This is a genomic window from Haloferax sp. Atlit-4N (assembly GCF_003383025.1).
Lineage (GTDB): Archaea > Halobacteriota > Halobacteria > Halobacteriales > Haloferacaceae > Haloferax > Haloferax gibbonsii.
On record NZ_PSYY01000009.1, the window covers coordinates 1 to 16,062 of the forward strand.

At 55.4% G+C, this 16,062-nt stretch carries 13 protein-coding genes; 10 read left to right on the forward strand and 3 right to left on the reverse strand.

What is annotated here, in order from left to right; all coding sequences use genetic code 11:
- The first annotated feature begins 140 nt into the window (after positions 1-140).
- Entirely contained in the window at positions 141-1,397 is a 1,257-nt protein-coding gene (locus C5C07_RS19640; protein WP_115805933.1) for a Cdc6/Cdc18 family protein, read from the forward strand.
- A gap of 1,215 nt (positions 1,398-2,612) precedes the next feature.
- On the opposite strand, the gene melA is transcribed toward C5C07_RS19640, so the two are convergent.
- A complete protein-coding gene (gene melA / locus C5C07_RS19645; RefSeq protein WP_115805934.1) occupies positions 2,613-3,965 on the reverse strand; it encodes an alpha-galactosidase in 1,353 nt (450 codons plus the stop codon).
- Positions 3,966-4,307: 342 nt separating this feature from the next.
- On the opposite strand from melA, the gene C5C07_RS19650 reads away from it, so the two are divergent.
- The 8 genes from C5C07_RS19650 (at position 4,308) to C5C07_RS19685 (ending at position 13,481) form a co-directional block, all read left to right on the forward strand.
- Positions 4,308-5,093 (forward strand): IclR family transcriptional regulator, encoded by a 786-nt coding sequence (locus tag C5C07_RS19650; RefSeq protein ID WP_115805943.1) that lies wholly within the window; start codon positions 4,308-4,310, stop codon positions 5,091-5,093.
- 97 nt (positions 5,094-5,190) lie between these two features.
- A complete protein-coding gene (locus C5C07_RS19655) occupies positions 5,191-6,528 on the forward strand; it encodes a sulfatase-like hydrolase/transferase (protein ID WP_233506118.1) in 1,338 nt (445 codons plus the stop codon).
- A 351-nt stretch (positions 6,529-6,879) separates the two neighbouring features.
- Positions 6,880-8,061 carry an ABC transporter ATP-binding protein gene (locus C5C07_RS19660; RefSeq protein ID WP_115805935.1) on the forward strand — a complete coding sequence of 394 codons (1,182 nt, stop codon included), beginning with the start codon at positions 6,880-6,882 and terminating at the stop codon, positions 8,059-8,061.
- A 173-nt stretch (positions 8,062-8,234) separates the two neighbouring features.
- Entirely contained in the window at positions 8,235-9,632 is a 1,398-nt protein-coding gene (locus tag C5C07_RS19665; RefSeq protein WP_233510476.1) for an extracellular solute-binding protein, read from the forward strand.
- 6 nt (positions 9,633-9,638) lie between these two features.
- Positions 9,639-10,559, forward strand: a complete 921-nt coding sequence (locus C5C07_RS19670; RefSeq protein WP_115805937.1) for a carbohydrate ABC transporter permease — start codon at positions 9,639-9,641, stop codon at positions 10,557-10,559.
- Positions 10,560-10,648: 89 nt separating this feature from the next.
- Positions 10,649-11,476 carry a carbohydrate ABC transporter permease gene (locus C5C07_RS19675; protein WP_115805938.1) on the forward strand — a complete coding sequence of 276 codons (828 nt, stop codon included), beginning with the start codon at positions 10,649-10,651 and terminating at the stop codon, positions 11,474-11,476.
- Between the two features lie 65 nt (positions 11,477-11,541).
- On the forward strand, positions 11,542-12,696 hold the full coding sequence (dgoD, locus tag C5C07_RS19680; RefSeq protein ID WP_115805939.1) for a galactonate dehydratase: 1,155 nt from the start codon (positions 11,542-11,544) through the stop codon (positions 12,694-12,696).
- Entirely contained in the window at positions 12,690-13,481 is a 792-nt protein-coding gene (locus C5C07_RS19685; RefSeq protein ID WP_115805940.1) for an SDR family NAD(P)-dependent oxidoreductase, read from the forward strand. Before dgoD ends, C5C07_RS19685 begins: the two co-directional genes overlap by 7 nt.
- A gap of 23 nt (positions 13,482-13,504) precedes the next feature.
- On the opposite strand, the gene kdgK1 is transcribed toward C5C07_RS19685, so the two are convergent.
- Both kdgK1 and C5C07_RS19695 read right to left on the reverse strand, forming a co-directional pair.
- Positions 13,505-14,461, reverse strand: coding sequence for a bifunctional 2-dehydro-3-deoxygluconokinase/2-dehydro-3-deoxygalactonokinase (kdgK1, locus tag C5C07_RS19690; RefSeq protein WP_115805941.1), 957 nt, complete (start codon positions 14,459-14,461; stop codon positions 13,505-13,507).
- Positions 14,458-15,096 carry a bifunctional 4-hydroxy-2-oxoglutarate aldolase/2-dehydro-3-deoxy-phosphogluconate aldolase gene (locus C5C07_RS19695; RefSeq protein WP_115805942.1) on the reverse strand — a complete coding sequence of 213 codons (639 nt, stop codon included), beginning with the start codon at positions 15,094-15,096 and terminating at the stop codon, positions 14,458-14,460. The genes kdgK1 and C5C07_RS19695 overlap by 4 nt, the downstream gene beginning before the upstream one ends.
- Positions 15,097-15,672: 576 nt before the next feature.
- On the opposite strand from C5C07_RS19695, the gene C5C07_RS19700 reads away from it, so the two are divergent.
- On the forward strand, positions 15,673-16,062 hold a 390-nt coding region (locus tag C5C07_RS19700; protein WP_199522769.1), incomplete at its 3' end, for a beta-galactosidase.

The window sequence follows — 16,062 nt, forward strand, 5'->3', positions numbered from 1 at the left end:
CCTACGAGAGAATACTGGCAATAGTGGAGAGAGTGTCTTTTATAAGCCACCGTGATATTGGCGGTACTGGCAACGGGGGTGCGGTTATTGGTCATACTGGCACCCGTGGTTTTATCACATATAGCAACATCGTCCAATCCATGGGCCGGTTCACTCGGGAGTCATTCATCATTCGAGACAACGACGTGTTGCGAGACGATTACCAGCCTGAGACTCTTGAGGAACGAGACGCTGAACTCGACGAATACGCGGCAGCTCTGCGGCCGGTAATCCAAGGATGGCAGCCAAATAACGTGTTTCTGTATGGGGTCACGGGTGTCGGGAAGACTGCGGCCACACACGATCTACTCAAGGAACTCCAAGAATCCGCTGACCAATACGACGACGTCGACGTGAATATTATCGAATTGAACTGTACTGGCTGCAACACGTCGTACCAGGTTGCGGTGAACCTCGTGAACGAGATTCGAGAGCCAAATCACCCACTAACAAATGTGTCGTCTTCACGGGTGCCGATTAGTGAGACTGGCTATCAACAAAAGCGCGTGTTTCGTGAGCTCTACGCTGACTTAGAAGATATCGGGGGGACCGTGTTGGTTGTCCTTGACGAGATTGATAACATCGGATCGGACGATGATATTCTGTACGAACTCCCGCGGGCACGTTCACAATTAGACTTGGGGGTGAAGCTAGGCGTCATCGGCATCAGTAACGACTTCAAATTCCGCGATAATCTATCTCCGAAAGTCAAAGACACACTTTGCGAGGAAGAGATTTTGTTCCCGCCATACGATGCTGGCGAACTCCAAAACATCCTCCGCGAGCGAGCGGAGATTGCGTTGTATGATGATGTGTTGGAAGATGACGTGATTCCGTTGTGTGCCGCGTTTTCAGCGCGAGACTCTGGGTCGGCCCGGCAGGCACTCCGACTGTTGCGGAAGGCAGTCGATATTGCAGAGTCAGAAGCGCGGGCCGGTGGCGACGCGTTTGTAACAGAGGAACACGTCCGCGAGGGGGAGTTCCAGATTCAGCGCCAGCAGGTCGTTGAAGGAATGCACTCGTTGACACAACATGGGCAGCATGTGTTATTGACGGTGTGTCAACTGGCGGCTCGAGGAGAAACGCCCGAACGGACAAAGGCAATCTATCGCCGGTATCAGAAGGTTGCGAGGAAGAATGGGCAAGAACCGTTGAAGCGTCGGCGCGTACACGACCACCTGTCGGATCTGAACCTCCATGGTGTGTTGCAGTTGGTTGACTCGAGTGGCGGCCGAGGGAACTACAACGAGTACGATTTGGACGTGTCGCTGTCATCGGCGTTGGATGCACTAGAAAGTGAGTTTGGGAATTTAGAAGGCATCCGTGAACTTGCGAAAAAGAACGGGGCGTTAGACTAGCCCCCTTTGTTGTGGGGGTGACCCCCGTTGCCAGTATTGCCAATAACCTGTCCACTGTTGCCAGTTTTACCTTCTGATATCGAATTTACTACTATATCTGAAATCTGTGATATGTAGATTAAACCATTATTGCCAGTATATCTAATACCATCTACGTCTGCCGTCTTTACTGGCAATAGTGGTGTGTCTGACAACCTATTAGATGAGTGATTTGATCTGTCTTTTTTGGATTAGTTGATAGAACGATTGGAAAATCGTGACTTGTTGAAATCTTTGCTCGCTGATTGTTTTCTGTAGCCGTATTAACCAACAGTAGAAAAGTTGGCCTATCTTGGTCTTTTCAGGCCATAACGAGACGGCGATAGTGAACGCGCTACTTTCCCACTATCACTACTCTCGTCGGAAGCGGTCCTGTTGCATTTCGTCTGAAAAGACCAATCGATGTTGGTTAACTCATGACTAGGCAGTAGCGCGTGGTAACCAAGGTATGGACGAGGTTACGTTGGGACCCATAGGCGCTGTAAGGTTTCAACCTCTACCCGACGCAAGACCTCTTTCGTCTGGGATACCCAGCCCGTTGTCGGCGATTCGAGTCTTGGGGTCGTCGTCTCTGACTGTGTATAAGATCCTAATGTGAGTTGAGATTTTGTTGAGTAAAACGTGTAGAGCAATTCATAATTGATACACTTCTATGGGTCTTTTGATAACTCTCTATTGAAATCTTACCTAATTCAGTAGTTAGATTTTATGCAAATACCGTATGCTTTTCAAACATTTAGATTGTTGAATGATTGTCAATAGCCAATACTAATCCTTAAACAGGGGTGCTCTATTAGTTGAGCTTCCCAGACAGTTCTATAAAAATAACATTTCTAATGGATACTACTTCATATAGTATTATGTATTTAATACAATATTGTTCAGAGGAATATCCAACCGTTCTCCCACGACTCATGAGAGAGCAGAACATATTCGAACGCGTAGCCACCTTCACAAGAAGCTCACCACACCCGTTGTTCCATCGATCTCGGCCGGCCAACCTGCAGCGGTTGATCTGTCGAAGCCAGTCAGTCAGACCGACTGAACGACGGACTGAGGTCCACTTCAACGGACTGTGGTCCGAGCCAGAACCGATGCGTGGAGATGACACGTTCCACCGAGCGGAACACTGTACGGGTCAGCGGTGTACCGTCTCTGACTCACGCTGTGTTTCGATTAGTCATCTGCAGGGACTGCTCTTTCTGGGCTTTGTTTACTCGGCCAGTCCAGGGTCGGGATGTAGTCTGCGTTTGCCTCGATGAGTTCTTCGGTCATCTCGTGTAGTTCGTCTAGTGAACAGGCGGCGCTTGACAGGGGATCAAGCTTTACTGCCTGGTGAACTTTCTCGCGGTTACCCTCTAAGGCACCTTCGACGGCCAGTTCGTAGACTGCAGAGTGCTGGCGATCCAGAGCAGCAAGTTGCGTCGGCAACTCTCCAACCGAGGCTGGGTGAAGGCCGGTACCGTCGACGAAGACCGGGACTTCCACACAGGCGTCTGCTGGGAGGTTTTCGATGGCGTTTGACTTGTTGGACACATTGAGGTTGAACCGGCGCTGAGTACCCGTTTCCAACGAATGGATGAGCCGGGACGCGTACTCCTCGGAGCGCTCGACGCTGACCTCGTTGAGGTCGACATCCAGTTCAGGATCGTCGCGCTCTTTAGACCGAGCAAGCCATCCCTCTAGGTACGTTGCGGTTGGCATCCGTTCGGCGAAGTTAGTCCCGACCATCTCCTCGATGAGTGCATCGTCTGTTCGGATGTACGGAATATACTCACTCATGTGGTGGCTTGATTCCGTGGGGAACGCGCCGAAATGCTTCATCATCTCGAAGCGGACCGTGTCCTTGCGGTACGTCTCTTCGTCGTCGTAAGCCTCTTGCAGTGCCGGATAAAGACTCTCACCGTCGTGTTCACAGGTGAGGAACCAAGCCATGTGGTTAATGCCGGCGACCCAGTAATCGAGTTCGGCCTGTGGCGTTCCCGTATACTCTGCTATCGCCTCAGCGGTGTGCGGAACGGAGTGACAGAGACCAACGACCTTGATGTCAGTCGCGTCAAAGACAGCCTTACAGAGGATGGCCATTGGGTTCGTGTAGTTGAGTAGAAGGGCGTCGGGACACAGCTCTTCCATGTCGTCCGCGAGACCGAGGATTGTCGGAATCGTCCGAAGGCCACGGAAGATTCCACCCGGTCCAGTCGTGTCACCGATTGCTTGCTTCACTCCGTATTTCTCCGGGATCCGGATCTCGTTTTCGAAGGGCTCAGTTCCACCAACGTTGATCATGTTGAGGACGTAGTCCGCGTCTTCAAGCACTTCGCGTCTGTCAAGCGTCGCCGAGACAGTCGTCTCGAGTCCTTCGTTTTCCACCATCGCCTCAGCGACACGCTTCGTCTGTGTGAGTCGATGTTTGTCGATATCCATCAACGCGATATGGCTGTCAGACAACTCATCGAACGAGAGGATGTCGCCGATGAGCTTCTTTGCAAATACCATACTCCCAGCTCCGATTAGGGCAATCTTTGGCATTGCTACTACGTGTCTCTGGGTTTGTTATAAGTATTTCGCCGCGCCGTCCTCAGTTCTACTACGACTTATCGATACTCAGGGACGCGTGTGGTGAACCGTAGCATACGTACTGTCTGAGTGTGTCCCAATGGGCCTTAGCGTGCGGCCCCTGCCTCGACACAACGGGTTGTGGACGCGTCATTTTCATGTATCGTAAAATAGTTAGACACTATAAATTGTGTAGGATGGGGCTCTCTTTCGAGTTTTGTGGATTGAAGGCGGTGAAATGCCCGTAACATCTTTTGTAATACCATTTCACGTATCATGAAAACAGCTATGTGTGACGATACCGTGAGTTCAATTATGACAACCAACCGCTTTGACGTGGCCCAAGACGACGGATATCTAGCGACGACGACCGTTACGAGTTTCCGCATCATTGAGGCTCTAAAACGCCGCGACGGTGCCACAGTCCAGCAACTCGTCGAAGAGTTAGGGCTCGCCTCGGGGACCGTTTACAAACATCTCAACACGCTTCAGTCGATCCAGTATGTCGACAAAGATGGACCTGAGTACCGTCTCGGTCTGGGGTTTCTCGAACTAGGTATTGCTGCTCGCACCCAGCGAAATCTCTATAACCAGACCTACGATTCACTCGAAAGCTTAGCCGAGACCACTGGTGGTGTGACGACGCTCATGGTTCCAGAACACGGGTTCGGTGTCTACCTCACCCAGATTGTTCCCTCGGGTGCGGCGGCTCCGCCACATCAAGAGGGTGAGCGAGCACACCTCCACGCTACCGCTGGGGGAAAAGTAATTCTCGCCTATCAACCGACAGAGACTGTCGACTCGTGGTTGGCAAATCGGTCACTACCGGCGCTGACACCGTTCACTATCTCGGATCCGGAGGAACTCCAGTCAGAGCTACAGTCTGTGCGGGACAGACGGGCTGCCCATTCGCGTCGCGAGCAGTTCGAAGAGTGGCATGCGGTCGCCGCTCCGGTTACGGACGATGACGACGAAGCTATTTGTGCGGTAGGTATCAAAAAGCCGGTCGACCCTAATGCGGACACAACAGACATGTCCGAGTTCAAGAACTTGCTCGGGAGTACGGTGAGTTCTATCGAGAGTAAACTACGGTTCAGATAGTCTGACAAGATTACACTCCTATGCTCGTAATTCTTAATTCGAACACGATTCTGGCCGCGCCCACACATATATAATACCAACTAGCGAAAGCAGAAGTATGACTGATGATTCGATTGACCGACCGAACGTCCTCATGATCGTGACCGATCAACACCGGTGGGACACAGTTGGTGCGCACGGCTCTCCGATGGATCTCACACCGAACATCGATCAACTCGCCGCCGAGGGTCTTCGATTCGACAGCGCAGTTACTCCGCAGCCAGTGTGTGGTTCGTCGCAATCGGTTATTCACACTGGTCGATATGCAACTGAGACGGGTGTTTGGCGTCACTCACTTCCACTTGCTGACGGGGAACGGACGCTCGCACACTACTTCGCTGAGAACGGGTACGAGACGGGTTTCGTCGGGTCATGGCATCTGGCGGGGACATTTGACGAACCGGTGCCAGCGTCCCATCGTGGTGGCTACGAGGACTTCTGGATCGGTGCTGATGTCCCTGAGTTCATGACTCAGCCTATGGAAGGGAAGCTGTTCGACGAGAACGGCGAGCCCGTGACGTTCGATAAGTATCGTGCGGACGCCTTCGCTGACTTCGCTATCGACGCAATCGAGACGCTTTCGGAACCGTTCTTCTTGATGGTCGGCTTCTTGGAGCCACACGACCAGAACGACCAACAGACGTTCGTCGCCCCCGAGGGATACGCAGAACGCTACAGAAACAACCCGTACGTTCCGCCGGACCTCCGTGACCGGCCAGGAAACTGGTTCAACGAACTGCCAGACTATTACGGCGCGGTGGAACGTGTAGACGAGTGTATTGGCCGACTTACTGATACGCTTGCACACCTAGGTGTTCGTGACGAGACGATTGTTGCATTCACATCCGACCATGGGTGCCATTTCCGCAGTCGGCCCGGTGAGTATAAGCGCACCTGCCACGATGCGTCAATCCACGTCCCTGCTGTCCTTCATGGACCGGGAATCGACGCTGGACGCGTCGTTGAACAGACCGTCAGCCTTGTTGACTGGGCACCGACGATTCTCGACGCCGCTGGTAATGATGTTCCCGAGTCGATGCACGGCCACAGCCTACTCGACGACGACCACCCCAGAATGGGTGAGGCGTTCATCCAGCTCAGTGGCTCGGAAATCGGCCGAGCAATCCGAACGGATCGCTGGAAACTGGGAGTCTCCGCACCGACGTTGACCGGTTGGCGCGGGGGCAAAGCAGAGAAGTCGAGCGACCACTACGTCGAGAGATACCTATACAATCTCGCGCGTGACCCCGCCGAACAGGTCAACCTCGTCGGTCGGCCTGAGTACAGAGCTGTCTTCGAACGGCTCAGAGACCGATTGCTTGAGTATATCCGCGACGTCGAAGGTGAAGACCCGACTATCGACCCGGTCTCCAACCCCGGGTATCAGGACTACTGAACCCTCTTCTGTTGTATGGTCTTTCGCCTCGACCCCTCCAACTGGGCTGTCTTCGAAACGATCTCTAACTTGATTTCATGATGTGTGAAAATCCTAATGTCGTCAATATCGACCGTAGATGGGCACGGGTGGCATATCCCTACAAGTGGATTGTTGCCAACCGAACTGATTTCATGTACCATAGAAGTTCATTGAGACGAGTTCTGCCGTTGAGTCGACTCGTTATAGTTTGGGGCCGACCTCTGAAGTCGCCCGACTGCTCCGAGGTTGCTCTCTGTCTTGCTGAGAGGGCTTAACGAACGAATTTCTGCGAGAGAAAGGTTTAACATGAATAACAATCTTGGACGTGGTATGGGTAAGCTAGACGTTCAGCATCTCAGGAAGGTGTTCCACGACAACAGTGGAGATATTGTTGCTGTCGACGACTTCGATGTGGAGATCGAAGACGGCGAGTTCATCGTTCTCGTCGGCCCCTCTGGTTGTGGGAAGTCCACGACCCTACGATGTATCGCCGGCCTCGAGACACCAACATCTGGTGAGTTAGTACTTGACGGTGAGGCAGTTACTGACAAAAAGCCTAAGGCGCGGAATATGGCGATGGTGTTCCAGAACTACGCGTTGTACCCGCATATGACTGCAGAAGAAAACATGTCTTTCGGGCTAAAGATGACGACTGATCTTTCGAAAGACGAGATTCGAAAACAGGTTCATGAGGCGGCCAGGATGATGGGTATTGATGATTTACTCGGTAAGAAGCCGGGTGAACTCTCTGGTGGGCAGCAACAGCGCGTCGCGCTTGGTCGTGCTATCGTCCGTGAACCCGAAGTGTTTCTGATGGACGAGCCGCTATCGAACCTTGATGCGAAACTCCGGACAACGATGCGGACAGAACTCCAGAAAATTCAACAGGAGTTCGACGTGACGACTATCTACGTCACTCACGACCAGACCGAAGCAATGACCATGTCTGACCGAATCGCCGTGCTCAACGACGGTGAACTCCAGCAGATTGGGACTCCACTGGAATGCTACCACCAGCCGGAGAATCAGTTCGTCGCCGGCTTCATTGGCTCACCGTCGATGAATTTCTTCGATGTCGAACTCAACACGAGTGGCGAGGCGCCAACGCTCGTCCACGATGCCTTTAGCTACGAATTGGACGACGACGTCTACGCAGATATCGAAAGCTCGGGACAACAGTTTACCCTTGGTATCCGTCCTGAAGATATCAAAGCGGTTCCATCTGGCACACATAACGCACTGTCACCGGAAGTGGAGGTAACCGAACCACTGGGCGATGTCACCTACGTCTACCTCCAAATCGGCGGCAAGCAGTATACTGCAACCCTTGAAGGCGACATCGTTATCGAATCGGGTAGGAAGCTAACCGTTCAGTTCCCGCAGGACCGGATTCATCTCTTCGACGGGAAGACGGGCGAGACACTTCGGAACCGTGAGCCACCCGAGTCCAGCGATATTGACGCACTCGTTGGTCTTGACAACGTCGGCAGCGTTGAGGTCGGTGCCGAGTGACACTGCAGGACAGTCACTAGTAGTTCACTCTGCTAGCGAAGTATCGTCGCTTGGATCGAACTTTCTCTTCCCGATAGGGCAGTTAACACCACCGCTGCCGATGTCTGTGGAATATGTGGCCATTAGTAAATTATAAATAATGGGGGTATAATGTGTGCTGTAGGGTTCATCCCATGACAGAGAGTAACTCATCCAGTTTGAGCAGGCGTTCACTCGTGAAAGGCCTCGGTGTTGGCGCAGGCGTCGCACTCGCGGGGTGTACGGGTGGCGGTAATAATGGAGGCGACAGGCAGCTTGGCGGGGGGGATAAGAACACCACTACCGACCAGAGTAACGATAGCGGTGATGCAAGCGGAGATGAGGTGCTCTTTTGGGAGTACACCTTCCCCAACGACGACTCCCCTCCAATCTGGAAGAACGCGTTCAAAGAGAATTACAGCGCTCGGGGCGACGCACCGTTGACTATCGGGCGGTTCTCATACGAGGACCTTCGACAAAAGTTTCTCACAGGTGCTCGGACTGGTGATCCTGATGTCATCGAGGGTGTCCTTGCTCACCTGACGGAATACATCAAGGCGGGACATCTCGAACCGCTTGACGACCGTGTCGAAGAACTTGATTACTTCGACGGCTTCGTCGATTCTGCGCTTGACGCGATGCGGTACCAAGGGAAGCTCTACGGGCTTCCCTACATGGGCAACGGCCGTGCGCTCATCTACCGGAGGGACGTCCTCGAAGAGTTGGGCCAGGAGCCACCGGAGACCGCTCAGGAGTTTCGGGAAATTGGTCGGCTCATCAACAAGGAAGTCGACGGCGTCCAGGCCTACCACAACTGTACGAAAGACGGCAGCGTCCGAGCGTTCCAAGAGTGGATGTCACACGTCTACCAACATACGGACCAGCTCTACGTTCCCGAGGGAGACATGTGGGCGTTGAATATCGACGCCGACACGCTCGGCCAAATATTCGACAACTGGTACTATCAAGTGTGGGCGGCTGACGAACCACTCGGTAATCCAGACCAACTCGGGACTGGGTGGCAGGTCAACGACCCCGGTTACCTCAACGGGCAGTTCGCCTTTATTGAGTGTGGGACGTGGCTCCGTAGCTGGACGACTGGGACCAACATCAACGATACCGAAGCGACGACCACACTCCTCAACGAGAACACTGGCGTCGGACACCTCCCCTACGGTGATGGTGGCTCGAAGGGGACCTTCCTTGAAGTCAAACCGATAATGATGAACTCACACAGCAATCAGAAGGATGTTGCGTGGGATGTAATTGCCACGTTCGCCAGTCCAGACACGATGAACGCGATGGGTGAGGACGCCCCAGGAAACGCGATGACACCCGTCCACGATGAGGTTGAATCAACCATCGACAACGAGAACTGGGAACCGTTCGTTGATGTGTTCGAGACTGGTCGCGCACTCGCGAAAGTTGGATGGGGGCCCGTCCGCGAGCCGTTCTACCGCCTTATGCAGGAGGTCTCCTACGGCAAGACCGACCCGTACAAAGCCGGCTCGCAACTCCACGAGGAGTTGACCGCACTCGAAAGCGAACTGTAGAACACCATGGCCACACAAGACATCTCGTCTAGTCCACTCTCGCCGTACGTCGCGGAGTTCAAACAGTTCGTCTCGGACACTTGGTTGGGCTATGCGATGGTACTCCCGGCTGTGGTTATGCTCGGCGTTATCATCGTCTACCCGACGCTTCGAGGAATCCAGCTGGCGTTCTTCGAAGTATCGCTTTTGAATCCCGAGCAGATGACGTTCGTCGGACTCAGCAACTTCGGTCAGATGCTGTCGGACGCGACGTTCAAGTCGGCGCTCTGGCACACGGTCCTGTTGACGGCCGTCGCCGTCTCGTTACAGTACCTACTCGGGTTGGGATTAGCGCTGGCACTCAAAGAGAAAGTGCCTGGAGCTGGCTTCTTCCGTAGCGCATCGATGATTACCTGGGTGCTTCCCGGCATTGTGATGGTTATCATCTTCCGCTTTCTCGTCCAACCCGATTTCGGCCCGGCCAACATCGTCCTCGCGAAGTTGGGGCTGGAGACGACGTATTGGTTCGGCCGTCCAGGTGTCGCATTCCCGCTCATCGTCGTGATGCATGTGTGGCGTAATGTTCCGTTCTACGCCATTGCACTCATGGCTGCGATGAAGTCAATCCCAGAGACCCAATACGAGGCTGCCCGGCTTGACGGCGCAGGACCGTTGCAGACCTTCCGATACATCACCCTCCCGCAGATATCGTACGTGTCGATGATTATGATCGTGCTGCATGTCATCTTCACGTTCAACAACTTCGACATCGTCTATCTCTCGACCGGCGGTGGGCCGCTCGGGAACACAGAGGTGATGGCGACGTACATCTACAAGCAGGCGTTCGAACAGTACGCCCTCGGATACGGGGCGAGCATGGCACTCGTGATGCTCATCATCATGATGGCCTTCACCGTCGTGTACGTGAGACTGGAGGCTCGCGACTAACCGAACAGACAATGGCAACTGACTCATCCACACACTCGTCTTCGGACCGTTCGCTGATTCAACGCTTCGACGCGTGGCTAGCCGACGACATGTCGCCGCGTCGTCTCGTCGGAGTGTACGCTATCCTCAGTCTGTACTTCGTCTTCCTCCTGCTTCCGGTGGGTTACATGCTGCTCGTGACGTTCACGTCCCAGGAGTTCCTCTACTCGTCACAACTTATCCCGTCGCTCGGTGACTTCACTATCGAGAACTACCTCATCGTTCTGCAGACGGGCGCGTTCCAGGGGTACTTCGTCAACTCTGTCGTCATCGCGGTTTCGACGACCGCTCTCACGCTCGTTGTCGGGACGCTAGCTGCATACTCACTGAGCAGATTTGAGTTCCCCGGCCGGCAGTCAATTCTGCTGTCGTTCCTCGCGACGCAGATGCTCCCGCTCGTGCTCATCCTTATCCCGTTTTTCCTGTTGATGTTCTCGCTGAATCTCATCGACTCGTATCTCGGCATCGTCATCGCGCATTCTGTCGGTGGGATTCCGCTCGGTACGTGGCTGTTGAAAGGGTACTTCGATGATATCCCGACATCGCTCGACGAGGCAGCGAAGATGGACGGCTGTTCGCGTCTGGACATCCTCTGGCGTATTATCGTCCCGCTGTCGTTGCCCGGTATCGCTGTTGCGGGGTTCTACACGTTTATCCTCTCGTGGAACGATTACCTACTCGTCTCGATCCTGTCGCAGACAGCCGCGACGCGGACGCTCCCGTTCGGACTCCAACTGTTCCAGTCGCAGAACACGGTCGCGTGGGAACTACTGTTGACGGCAGCGACGATTACAATCGTCCCTGTGGTCGTCCTGTTCGCCTTCGTCCAGAGCTACATCGTCGAGGGGCTTGCCAGCGGTGGGATGAAAGGGATGTAATCCCGTTTTTACCACCCTGTTCGAGGAGCGAGGCACAGACATACTAATATTCTAAGACACACACCATGACACGAATCACTAACTACGAGTTGTTCGAGGTACCGCCGCGCTGGGTATTCCTCCGTATCGAGACGAGCGATGGCATTGTCGGCTGGGGAGAACCAGTCGTCGAAGGCCGAGCATACTCCGTTCGTGCTGCCGTTGAGGAACTCATGGAAACGTACCTCCTCGGCGAAGATCCGAGCCGAATCGAAGACCACTGGCAGACGATGTACCGCGGTGGCTTCTACCGCGGTGGTCCAATCTTGATGTCCGCAATCGCCGGTATCGACCAGGCGTTATGGGACATCAAGGGTAAACAGTTCGATGCACCAGTTTACGAACTCCTTGGTGGTCCAGTTCGGGATCGCGTCCGCGTCTACCAATGGGTCGGTGGCGACCGGCCCGCCGCCGTCGGCGAGGCTGCCGCAGAGAAGGTCGACGCCGGGTTTACGGCGCTCAAGATGAACGCGACACCGGAGATTCGACGAGTGGACAACCCGAGCGCTGTCGCGGACGCTGTCGACCGTCTCCGAACCGTCCGGGAGGCGGTCGGTCCCGAGGTCGACATCGGGGTCGACTTCCACGGGCGAGTCACGAAGCCGATGGCCAAGCGACTGGCGAAGGCGCTCGAACCGCACGAGCCGTTCTTCATCGAGGAACCAGTTCTCCCTGAGCACAACGACGCGCTCCCGGATATTGCGGCACAGACATCGACACCTATCGCAACCGGCGAACGAATGTATTCCCGGTGGGACTACAAACATGTCTTCGAAGACCAGTCGGTTGATATCATCCAGCCAGACCTCTCACACGCTGGCGGCATCACCGAAGTGAAGAAGATCGCAGCGATGGCTGAGGCGTACGACGTAGCGATGGCACCACACTGCCCACTCGGGCCGCTTGCGCTCGCCTCATGTCTCCAAGTCGACGCCGTCGCACCAAACGCGCTCATTCAAGAGCAGAGCCTCGATATCCACTACAACGAGAGCAACGACGTACTGGACTACCTCGAAGATCCCTCGGTCTTCGACTATGATGACGGCTACGTTGACCTCCCGGACGGTCCAGGTCTCGGCGTCGATATCGATATCGACTATGTTCGTGAGCGCGCCGAAATTGATGTCGACTGGCACAATCCGGTCTGGCGACACGACGATGGGAGTGTCGCCGAATGGTAGACTCACAACGACATGAGGGTCGGGTCGCCATCGTAACAGGGTCGACGAAAGGTATCGGTGCGGGCGTCGCAAAGCGCCTCGCCCGCGAGGGTGCAGCCGTCGTCGTCAACGGCCGTTCGGCCACTAATGGCCAGGAGACAGTCAATACTATCCGTGAGGGCGGTGGCGAAGCGACGTTCGTTGAGGCCGACATGCGCGACCCCGCGGCTATCGAGGCGCTGGTCGAAGAGACTGTGGACCACTACGGGTGTCTCGACGTGCTCGTCAACAACGCCGGCGTCCAGACGGAGACGACTGCGGCCGAGGCGACGATGGACGACTGGGAGTTCGTCCTCGAGACTGATTTCCGTTCGTTCTGGCTGTGCGCCAAACACGCCGCCGAACACATGCCTGCGGGGGGTTCTATCGTCAACATGTCCTCGAATCACGCCTTCTTGACGATGCCTGGGCTATTTCCCTACAATGCTGTCAAGGCGGGCATTAACGGGATGACGCGTGCACTTGCGCTTGAACTCGGTCCTCTCGGAATCACCGTCAACACCGTTAACCCGGGATGGGTTGAGGTCGAACGCACGCAAGAGGAGTTGAGCGTAGACGACCGTGAGCGTGTTGAGGGAATCCACCCAGTCGGTCGCATCGGCGTCCCCGAAGACGTTGCCGCGACAGTAGCCTTTCTGACCAGCGATGAGGCGTCGTTTGTGACCGGAACGAGTCTTCTCGTTGACGGCGGTCGGACTGCAGTCATGCAGGATCACACCTACCTCAAATACAAAGAGAGTTACTAGCGGTCGCTTGCGCCCCACTCGGCCTACCGCGTGATACCGCCTCCTCTGTTTTCTAACACTCGTTCGACTTCTGCCGGCGTCACGACTGCGAGGTCTCCTTCGATGGTCCGTTTGAGTGCGGCAGTCGCCGCGGCGTAGCAGAGCGCGTCGCCGACAGTGTCACCGGCGATGTGTCGTGAGAGGTATGCGCCGACGAACGCATCCCCGGTGCCGATTGCGTCGACCGTCTCTGTCTCGAATGCCGGTTGGTCGTACACCGTCCCGTCGTTGAGGGCAAGAGCGCCCTCGTCACCACGAGTAACGATTACTGTCTCGAAACCGAAGTCGTCTACTAATCCGCCGGCGAGTGCTCGAGCATCGCCTTCGCGGTCGAGGACGTGCCGGATGTCTCGCTCAGCTACGACGAGAATATCAACGTCAGAAAAGAGTGACTCACACGTTTCCTTTGCTTCAGCCGGCGACCAGAGCTTTCCCCGGTAGTTGAGGTCGAACGCGGTCGTCGTTCCCGCCGACTGTGCGTCAGCGAGTAGTTCGGCCGTCGTCGCTTCGAGTGTCTCCGAGAGTGCGGGGGTGATACCACTCGTATAGAACACGTCGGCGTTACGAATCGCGCCGCAATCGAGGTCGTCCGGCTCGGCGGTGGTGATGGCTGCATCGGTCCGGTCGTAGATGACCGTCGTTGGCCGGGGTGCTGCCCCTTGCTCGATATAATATGTTCCTTGGCGTGACGACGCACTCCACGCAATTCGGGGGTCGACACCGTGGGTTTGGACTTCGTTTGTCACGCGGCGGCCGAGCGCCGAGTCCGGAAGCTTTGAGAGCCAGCAAGCGTCGGTGCCGAGTCGTGCCGCCGCAATGGCAACGTTACTCTCTGCACCTGCCGTTCGGAAGTCAAGTTCTGTCGCCGTTTCCAACCGTTCGCCCGCAGGTGGACTCAGCCGAAGCATCGTTTCGCCGAAGGTAACGAGGTCGGGGGTCATCGGTACTCCTCGGCGATTGCGACGAACTCGCTGGCCGCGTCGGTCAACGTACTAAACTCGCCGGTGGCGATGGCCTCACTATCGACGATGGAACTGCCGACGCCGAGGGCAACCGCGCCGGCTTCGAAGAACGCTGCCGCGTTGTCGGTCGAGACGCCACCCGTCGGTATCAGCGGGACTTGCGGGAGTGGCCCGTTTATCGCACTTATCTGCTCGGGGCCGACAGCTGACGCAGGGAACAGTTTACAGAAGTCTGCGCCGGTCTCAGTCGCGGTGAGCGCCTCCGTCGGCGTCATCACACCCGTCGCAATAGGCGTGTCGTACCGGTTGCAGGTCTCAATGACGTCCGTGTTCACCGTCGGGGTGACGACGAACTCAGCACCGGCGAGCTGGACGGACCGGGCAGTCTCCGGGTCGAGAACCGTCCCGGCACCGATGGCGACATCGTCGACGCTGTTGGAAACCTCTCGAATCATGTCGACCGCGCCCGGTGTATTGGCTGTAATCTCGATCGCGTTGACGCCACCGGCTGCGATAGCACTGACGACGTCGGTTGCGACAGCTGAATCGATGCCTCGCACGATCGCGATGATTCCAGGATCGACGATACGCTGGTGAACCGAGACTTCACTCATAGGTACATCTAAGAATCCAAGTGGACCAGTATAACTTCTTGTGATGGTGGCACCACTTGGGTTCCAGAGAGAAATCCAGTCGTACAAATGGTTGATGCTGACCAAGCGTTTGCATCCTCTGAGTGTTGTAGTGGACTCCTCAGCGGAACGCAACGCTTGGCCGGCGGCAGCGCTTCCGTGAGGAAGCAACAAATCATACTGTGCTGTCACACACAGCGCTAACCTTCTCAACAATACTTGCGACTATTGACCAGTCTTGTGTGCGCATCCGGCCGACTGACGTGCTCAGTCCACCAAAATCTCTCTGTAGGCCGGTCTACTGGTGTTGTGATCTGCGCAATCAACCGAACTACTAGTATCCAATTCTATCGGACAGTACCGATGGATACGTTGGCTGCCCACGTACAGTGACACTTGGACGGTGATTGTCTTCGGTAGCGAGGCATGAAAGAAGCTGAATAACACACAATAGCGGGGGGACTGGCTAGTGCTTATCGCCACTTACTGGCCCGATGATGAGCGAGGTCTAGCCAACCGAGGATTTTTATTGTGGTGCCATATCTCCTATCATAGACAATGTCAATTGGTGTTTGCTACTTTCCAGAACATTGGCCACGCGAACGGTGGGGATCTGACGCACGGCAAATGGCCGAGGCGGGCATCGAATACGTCCGTCTGGCTGAGTTTTCGTGGGGCGTCATCGAGCCGACACCGGGGGACCTCGACTTCTCGTGGCTTGACGAGGCGGTCGACCTACTGGCTAACCACGGCCTGAATGTCGTACTCTGTACGCCAACGGCAACGCCGCCGAAGTGGCTCATCGACGAACACCCAGAAATTCTGCAGGCCGATCTCGACGGAACCCTCCGGAATTTCGGTTCGCGGCGACAGTACTGTTTCAACTCGTCCCAGTACCGTGCGGAGACGCGGCGTATTGTCTCGGCGATGGCGAGCCACTACGCGGAC

Bases quoted from the DNA above. Each gene is read 5' to 3' on its own strand.
- melA (WP_115805934.1), bottom strand. From the start codon at position 3,965: ATGCCAAAGATTGCCCTAATCGGAGCTGGGAGTATGGTATTTGCAAAG.
- C5C07_RS19665 (WP_233510476.1), top strand. From the start codon at position 8,235: ATGACAGAGAGTAACTCATCCAGTTTGAGCAGGCGTTCACTCGTGAAA.
- dgoD (WP_115805939.1), top strand. From the start codon at position 11,542: ATGACACGAATCACTAACTACGAGTTGTTCGAGGTACCGCCGCGCTGG.
- kdgK1 (WP_115805941.1), bottom strand. From the start codon at position 14,461: ATGACCCCCGACCTCGTTACCTTCGGCGAAACGATGCTTCGGCTGAGT.
- C5C07_RS19660 (WP_115805935.1), top strand. From the start codon at position 6,880: ATGGGTAAGCTAGACGTTCAGCATCTCAGGAAGGTGTTCCACGACAAC.
- C5C07_RS19675 (WP_115805938.1), top strand. From the start codon at position 10,649: ATGTCGCCGCGTCGTCTCGTCGGAGTGTACGCTATCCTCAGTCTGTAC.
- C5C07_RS19685 (WP_115805940.1), top strand. From the start codon at position 12,690: ATGGTAGACTCACAACGACATGAGGGTCGGGTCGCCATCGTAACAGGG.
- C5C07_RS19655 (WP_233506118.1), top strand. From the start codon at position 5,191: ATGACTGATGATTCGATTGACCGACCGAACGTCCTCATGATCGTGACC.
- C5C07_RS19670 (WP_115805937.1), top strand. From the start codon at position 9,639: ATGGCCACACAAGACATCTCGTCTAGTCCACTCTCGCCGTACGTCGCG.
- C5C07_RS19640 (WP_115805933.1), top strand. From the start codon at position 141: ATGGGCCGGTTCACTCGGGAGTCATTCATCATTCGAGACAACGACGTG.
- C5C07_RS19650 (WP_115805943.1), top strand. From the start codon at position 4,308: ATGACAACCAACCGCTTTGACGTGGCCCAAGACGACGGATATCTAGCG.
- C5C07_RS19695 (WP_115805942.1), bottom strand. From the start codon at position 15,096: ATGAGTGAAGTCTCGGTTCACCAGCGTATCGTCGATCCTGGAATCATC.